Raw genomic sequence first — 7,136 nt, 5'->3', positions numbered from 1 at the left:
CCGCCGCCCGTCTAAATCGCGGCGCAAGAGCGTCATATCGTCCCCACGCGACCATGCGCCGAGAAAGCCGCGGGGCGTTTTCGATCAGAACGGGCTCTAACGTCATGATGTGGCGCGATTTCTTGTCGGCCCGCGAGCCGATCGGGCGGGCCGCCATGCCGACGGGCGCGGTCGCGTGCCCCCTTTTTTCGGCGGCATGTTCGTCGTAGAACCCGCCGCGAAACGAGGAAACCCGCCGAAAGGACGCTCTATGACCGCCATCGTCGACATTGCTGGCCGCGAGGTTTTGGACAGCCGCGGCAACCCTACGGTCGAAGTCGATGTGACGCTGGAGGACGGCTCCTTCGGCCGCGCCGCCGTCCCCTCCGGCGCGTCGACCGGCACGCATGAGGCGGTCGAATTGCGCGACGGCGATAAGAAGCGCTTCGGCGGCAAGGGCGTGTTGAAGGCGGTCGAATCGGTCAATCGCGACATCTATGATGCGCTGGCCGGCATGGATGCCGAGGATCAGGTTGCGATCGACGAGGCGATGATCGCGCTCGACGGCACGCCGAACAAATCGCGCCTCGGCGCCAATGCCATCCTCGGCGTGTCGCTGGCGGTCGCCAAGGCGGCGGCCGATGTCAGCGGCCTGCCGCTTTTCCGCTATGTCGGCGGCACGCCGGCCCGCGTCCTGCCGGTGCCGATGATGAACATCCTGAACGGCGGCGTCCACGCCGACAATCCGATCGATTTTCAGGAGTTCATGATCCTGCCCTATGCCGCGCCGTCGGTGAAGGAGGCGGTGCGCTGGGGCGCGGAAGTCTTCCAGGTTCTGAAAAGCGCGCTGAAAAAAGCCGGCCTCAATACCAATGTCGGCGACGAAGGCGGCTTCGCGCCCAATCTGCCGTCGGCCGAGGCGGCGCTCGATTTCTGCCTGAAGGGGATCGAGGGCGCCGGGTTCAAGCCGGGCCAGGACATTGCGCTTGGCCTTGATTGCGCGGCGACGGAATTCTTCCGCGACGGTGCTTACCATTTGCAAGGCGAGGGTAAGACGCTGACCGGCGAGCAGCAGGCGCACTATCTCGCTAAGCTGGCCGCCAATTATCCGATTGCAACGATCGAAGACGGCATGTCGGAAGAAGATTGGGAGGGCTGGAAAATCCTCACCGATCTCATCGGCAAGAAAGTGCAGCTCGTCGGCGACGATATTTTCGTCACCAATGTCGAGCGGCTGGGCAAAGGCATTGCCCAGGGCATCGGCAATTCGATCCTCATCAAGGTCAATCAGATCGGCACGCTGACCGAAACGCTCGCCGCCGTCGATATGGCGCAGCGCGCGGGCTATACGGCGGTGATGTCGCATCGATCCGGTGAGACCGAAGATGCAACCATCGCCGATCTTGCCGTCGCCACCAATTGCGGGCAGATCAAGACCGGCTCGCTCGCCCGCTCCGATCGGCTCGCAAAATACAATCAATTGATCCGGATCGAGGAAGAACTTGGCGCCCAGGCGCGCTATGCCGGCCGCGCGGCGCTGAAGGCCTGGGCGGACTAGATTACGATGATTTCGGATCGCATCGATCCGAAATCATAAACGTGATCGATTCTCATCGTTTAGAGCGGGATTTTTTGCGAAAAGCCGCTGGCGCGTTTTCATATCCCGCTCTGAGGCGTTCAGGCGCTCCGCAAGGCGTGCGTGCCGGCGCCGAAGAGCGCGTCCTCGTTGATGAGATATTCAACGACCTTGGAGGCTGGCATCGGCCGGTCGAAGAGATAGCCTTGGCCTTCCGTGCAGCCCTGCGCCTGCAGCCAGACGCGCTGGCGTTCGCTCTCGATGCCCTCGGCCGTAGTCCGGACGTTGAGGCTGCGGGCGAGATCGAGCACGGCACGGATGATCGCCATGGTCTGTTCGTGCTCCTGGATTTCGCGCACGAAGGAAAGGTCGATCTTCAGCCGGTCGAAGGGGAACGAGCGCAGATAGGAAAGCGACGAATAGCCGGTGCCGAAATCGTCGAGCGCAATGCCGATGCCGCGGCTCTTGAGGTCGCACAGCATTTCGCGCATCGCGGCGTTTTCGATCAACGGAACGGTTTCGGTGATTTCGAGTTCGAGGCGCTCCGGTGCGAGGCCGCTTTCGGCGAGCGCGCGCTCGATGTCCTCGACGAAGTCCTGGCGGCTCAATTGCAGCGATGAAAGATTGACGGCGACCTTGATGTCGCTTGGCCAGCTCGCAGCGGCCTGACAGGCTTGGCGCAAGATCAGATTGCCGAGCGGGCCGATGACGCCAATTTCCTCGGCGATCGGAACGAACAGGCTCGGCGGAACGAAGCCGCGCGCCGGCGCAATCCATCGCGCCAAAGCCTCGAAACCGACGGTTTTGCCGGTCATCAGATCGACGATCGGCTGGAAATGCGGGGCGATCAGCCCTTTGCGGATCGCCGCACGCAAGTCTTTCTCGATTTCGCGCCGCGCCGCGAGCCGCTTGCCCATGTCTTCGTTGAACAGACAATAGGTCGCCCGCCCGGTACTCTTGGCGCGGTAGAGCGCAACATCGGCACGGCGCAGAAGATCGGTGAAATTGTTGCTGTCGGTCTGCGCCCAGGCAATCCCGATGCTCGCCGCGATGCTGATCGTGCGCTCGTCGATATCAAACAGCGGTTCGAAACAGGACAAGAGCTTTCGCGCCAGATGATCGATTTCATCCGGCGTTGCGACCGGAAATTGCAGGACGGCGAATTCGTCGCCGCCAAGCCGGGCGATATATTCATTGCCTTGGCAAACGGTGCGCAGACGCTGGGCAACGGCGCTCAAAAGCTGATCCCCGACGACGTGGCCGAGCGTATCGTTGACGCCCTTGAAGTCGTCGAGATCGATATAGTGAACCGCAAGCGTCTGGCCGGTGGCGCCGATCTGCTCGATCAGCGCGGAGGCATATTGTTGAAAGGCGGTGCGGTTCGGCAGATTCGTTTGCTGGTCACGATAGGCAAGCCGCAGGATGCGCGACTGGGCATTGTCGTGATCGATGGCGATGGCGCAGAGATGCACGCAAGCCTCGACGATCCTGCGGTCGAGCGCGTCGGGCCCGCGCGGCTCGCCGTAATAGAACGCGAACGTGCCGAGGACTTGCTCGCTGCGGCCCTTGATCGGCGTCGACCAGCAGGCGCGCACGCCGTGCGGCCAAAATCGGTCCTTGAACGCCGCCCATAGCGGATCGGTCGCGATATTCGTTACCTCGACCGCTTCGCCGCGAAAGGCGGCCGTGCCGCAGGATCCGACGCCCGGAGCGATCGGCACGCAGCTCGTGGCTTCGCGGATCGCTGCGGGCAGGCTCGGACCGGCCAAGGGATAAAGGCAATTGGCCTCGAGGTCGGCGCGCAGGACCGAGCAGATCACGCCGGGCGACATGGCTTCGGCGCGGATGCACACGAGATCGACGACATCGGGCAAGGCGCAGCCGGTTGCCACGGCTTCGAGGACGTCTTTTTGCAATTGCTGCAATGATTGGGCATCGCTGGGCGCGACGGCCGGCGCCGTTTTGCACTTCGATAAGCGTCCGGCGCGATGTGCCACGAGTGCCTCAGTCTGCCCCTCGTCGATCTTGCGCCCCAGCGCTAAAGACTTGGTTACCATCAGCGCGACAGTTTTGGCGTACGCTTGGCAATATCGGCTTAATCGACTGCTAACTTTGATCGGCGAGGCTCAAAAGATGGTCATTCGCAGGCGCCTGCGCGCTATTCTCTTTCCTTTCGTGCTCTATTGCCTGTCCGGCGCCGCGGGCAGTTATTTTCTATGGCATGCGGTCAACGATGACCGCGGGCTTCGCGCCAACGAAGATTATGAGCGCCAGATCAAGAACTTGCAGGCCCAGGTTGATGCTAAGGAGAAAGCGCGCCAGGCTTGGGCGCGACGCATTGCCTTGCTGAGCGGCACGACGATCGACCGGGACATTCTTGACGAGGAAACCCGTGCGCGTCTCGGCCGCGTCGATAAGGATGATTTGATCGTGCTGCTCAAACCGGATTCCGCCGGCCGCGCCGCCGCGGCGCCCTAGCTCCCGCGATCCCTTTCCAGTCAGACATCCCTTTCAAGTCAACGATCTTTTGCACGATGAACGCCGTTGTGCGGTGGATTCGCACCGGTCGTTAGAGTAGAGAGGGCGGCGAACGCACGAGGCCCGCAGCCTGTTCAGGCGCGGGTTTTGCTTCGCCGGAGCTTCCAGAGGAGAGACGATGGCAGCGACATCCGGGAGCCAGGGCAACGGCTCGGCCGCAACGGGCTCGGCCGACCTCATTCATCCCAGTCTGCCCAATGCGGGCCTTGCCCCATTCAGCCTTGACGACGAGCTCGCGGCCTATCGCGAAATGCTCTTGATCCGCCGCTTCGAGGAACGCGCCGGCCAGATGTATGGCATGGGCCTGATCGGCGGCTTCTGCCATCTTTATATCGGTCAGGAGGCTGTCGTCGTCGGGATGAACCGGGCGATCAAGCCGGGCGACCAGACGATCACCGGCTATCGCGACCATGCCCATATGCTTGCCTGCGGCATCCCGCCCAAGATGGTGATGGCGGAACTCACCGGCCGCCGCGATGGCATTTCCAAGGGCAAGGGCGGCTCGATGCACATGTTTTCGAAGGAGCATCATTTTTACGGCGGCCACGGCATTGTCGGCGCCCAGGTGCCGCTCGGAACAGGCCTTGCCTTCGCCAATCATTACAACGGCACCGGCGGCGTCAGCTTTACCTATTTCGGCGATGGCGCAGCCAATCAGGGCCAGGTCTACGAGAGTTTCAACATGGCGGAGCTCTGGAAGCTCCCCGTTGTCTATGTCATCGAAAACAACCGCTATGCCATGGGCACCTCGGTCAAGCGCGCCTCGGCGATGACGGATTTTTCCAAGCGCGGCATTTCCTTCAACATTCCGGGCGAGCAGGTCGACGGCATGGACGTGCGCGCCGTCGCCGCGGCGGGCACACAGGCAGCGCAATGGTGCCGCGCCGGCAACGGCCCGATCATTCTCGAAATGCTGACCTATCGCTATCGCGGCCATTCCATGTCCGATCCGGCCAAATATCGGACCAAGGAAGAAGTGCAGAAAATGCGCACGGAAAGCGATCCGATCGAGCAGGTGCGCGAACGCCTGCTCAACGCGCATCAGATCAGCGAAGCTCAGCTGAAAGACATCGATGCCGAAGTGCGTGCGCGGATCGCCGAAGCGGCCGACTTCGCCACCGGCGATCCCGAGCCTGACCTCGCCGAGCTTTACACCGACGTTTGGAAGTAACCCATGTCCGTCGATATTCTCATGCCGGCCCTGTCTCCGACCATGGAGCAGGGCAAGCTCGCCAAATGGCTGAAAAAAGAAGGCGATCCCATCCGTGCCGGCGACGTGCTCGCCGAGATCGAGACCGATAAGGCGACCATGGAGGTCGAGGCGGTCGATGAAGGCACGCTCGCCAAGATCATCGTGCCGGAAGGCACCGAGAATGTCGCGGTCAATTCGCCGATCGCCGTGATCGTCGCCGAAGGCGAAACATTCAACGGCGCCGCGCCAAGCTCGACACCGGCTGCGGCGCCGCAGATGGCGGACGCGCCCGCCGCATTCGTCGCCTTCGCGCCGCCCGCCGTGCCGGCATCGCCGGCACCGCCGGAAACCGAACCGGCCGCCGACGTGAAAACCGTCAAAATGACGGTGCGTGAAGCCCTGCGCGATGCCATGGCCGAAGAGATGCGCCGCGACCCGGCTGTCTTCGTCATGGGCGAAGAAGTCGCCGAATATCAGGGCGCTTACAAAATCACCCAGGGCCTGCTCGAAGAATTCGGTGCCAAGCGCGTCGTCGATACACCGATCACCGAGCATGCCTTCGCCGGCATCGGCATCGGCGCGGCCATGGCTGGCCTGAAGCCGATCGTCGAATTCATGACCTTCAATTTCGCCATGCAGGCGATCGACCAGATCATCAATTCCGCCGCCAAGACCCATTACATGTCGGGCGGCCAGATGGAATGCCCGATCGTCTTCCGCGGCCCGAACGGCGCTGCCGCGCGCGTCGCCGCGCAGCATAGCCAGGATTATGCCGCCTGGTATTCGCATGTGCCGGGGCTGAAAGTGGTGATGCCTTACACCGCCGCGGACGCCAAGGGCCTGCTCAAAAGCGCCATCCGCGATCCCAATCCGGTGATCTTCCTCGAGAACGAAATCCTTTACGGCCACAGTTTCGAAGTGCCCGAGGGCAACGATGTGGTGGTGCCGATCGGCGTCGCCAAAATCGCGCGGCCCGGCAAAGACGTGACGCTCGTCTCGTTCGGCATCGGCATGACCTATACGCTGCAGGCGGCCGAGGCTTTGGCCGGCGAGGGGATCGCGGCGGAAGTCATCGATCTTCGCACTATCCGCCCGCTTGATAGCGAGACGGTGCTCGCCTCGGTGCGCAAGACCGGGCGCTGCGTGACGATCGAGGAAGGCTGGCCGCAAAGCGGCGTCGGCTCCGAGATTTCGGCGCGCATTATGGAAGGCGCCTTCGATTATCTCGATGCGCCGGTGCTGCGCATCAGCGGCCGCGATGTGCCGATGCCCTATGCCGCCAATCTCGAAAAGCTTGCTCTGCCTAATGTCGCCGAAATTGTCGCGGCGGCGAAGGCCGTTTGTTATCGCTGATGTTGGGATTCCGAAATATGATTCTGTGTCCCATCGGTGCTAGAGGCTGCTTGCGTTTCGGCGCGTCATTGCGAGCGAAGCGAAGCAATCCAGGGTTAGTCACTCGGTTTCTGGATTGCTTCGTCGCTAATACGTCCCGCAATGACGCGGTGGGACGCAAAGCGCCAGAATCGGAACGCTAGGCCATCCCATGTCGATCAAAGTGCTCATGCCCGCGCTGTCGCCGACGATGGAAAAGGGCAATCTCACCCGCTGGCTCAAGGCCGAGGGTGACGCGGTCAAGCCCGGCGACGTGATCGCCGAGATCGAAACCGACAAGGCGACGATGGAAGTCGAGGCGGCTGATGAAGGCAGACTTGGCAAAATCCTCGTGCCGGCCGGCACCCATGACGTGCCGGTCAATGAAATCATCGCGCTGATCGCGGAAGAGGGCGAAGACTTGAAGTCGCTGGCGGCGGGAGCGTCGGCGCCGGCGCCACCCGCCAAGGCTCCGGCAGC

6 protein-coding genes are annotated in these 7,136 nt (G+C 62.4%); 5 read left to right on the top strand and 1 reads right to left on the bottom strand.

The genetic code is table 11. The features are described 5' to 3' along the window. Positions 1-250 precede the first annotated feature (250 nt). The gene (gene eno / locus Q0025_RS14585) at positions 251-1,537 is read left to right on the top strand and encodes a phosphopyruvate hydratase (protein ID WP_297300380.1); all 1,287 of its coding nucleotides are present in this window, start codon (positions 251-253) and stop codon (positions 1,535-1,537) included. A gap of 119 nt (positions 1,538-1,656) precedes the next feature. On the opposite strand, the gene Q0025_RS14580 is transcribed toward eno, so the two are convergent. Continuing rightward, positions 1,657-3,612 (bottom strand): EAL domain-containing protein, encoded by a 1,956-nt coding sequence (locus Q0025_RS14580; RefSeq protein ID WP_297300378.1) that lies wholly within the window; start codon positions 3,610-3,612, stop codon positions 1,657-1,659. 76 nt (positions 3,613-3,688) lie between these two features. Here Q0025_RS14580 and Q0025_RS14575 point away from each other — a divergent pair, with 76 nt between their 5' ends. From Q0025_RS14575 to Q0025_RS14560, 4 genes are all read left to right on the top strand, one after another. Continuing rightward, positions 3,689-4,033 (top strand): septum formation initiator family protein, encoded by a 345-nt coding sequence (locus Q0025_RS14575; RefSeq protein ID WP_297300376.1) that lies wholly within the window; start codon positions 3,689-3,691, stop codon positions 4,031-4,033. Positions 4,034-4,211: 178 nt separating this feature from the next. Continuing rightward, positions 4,212-5,264 (top strand): pyruvate dehydrogenase (acetyl-transferring) E1 component subunit alpha, encoded by a 1,053-nt coding sequence (pdhA, locus tag Q0025_RS14570; RefSeq protein ID WP_297300374.1) that lies wholly within the window; start codon positions 4,212-4,214, stop codon positions 5,262-5,264. Between the two features lie 3 nt (positions 5,265-5,267). Further along, a complete protein-coding gene (locus Q0025_RS14565; protein ID WP_297300372.1) occupies positions 5,268-6,638 on the top strand; it encodes a pyruvate dehydrogenase complex E1 component subunit beta in 1,371 nt (456 codons plus the stop codon). 190 nt (positions 6,639-6,828) lie between these two features. Then, positions 6,829-7,136, top strand: a 308-nt coding sequence (locus tag Q0025_RS14560; protein WP_297300370.1) for a biotin/lipoyl-containing protein, incomplete at its 3' end; no start/stop codon positions are given.

This window comes from uncultured Methylovirgula sp. (genome assembly GCF_947646745.1).
Classification (GTDB): Bacteria; Pseudomonadota; Alphaproteobacteria; order Rhizobiales; family Beijerinckiaceae; genus Methylovirgula.
This window is presented reverse-complemented; position numbering and strand designations above follow the sequence as displayed.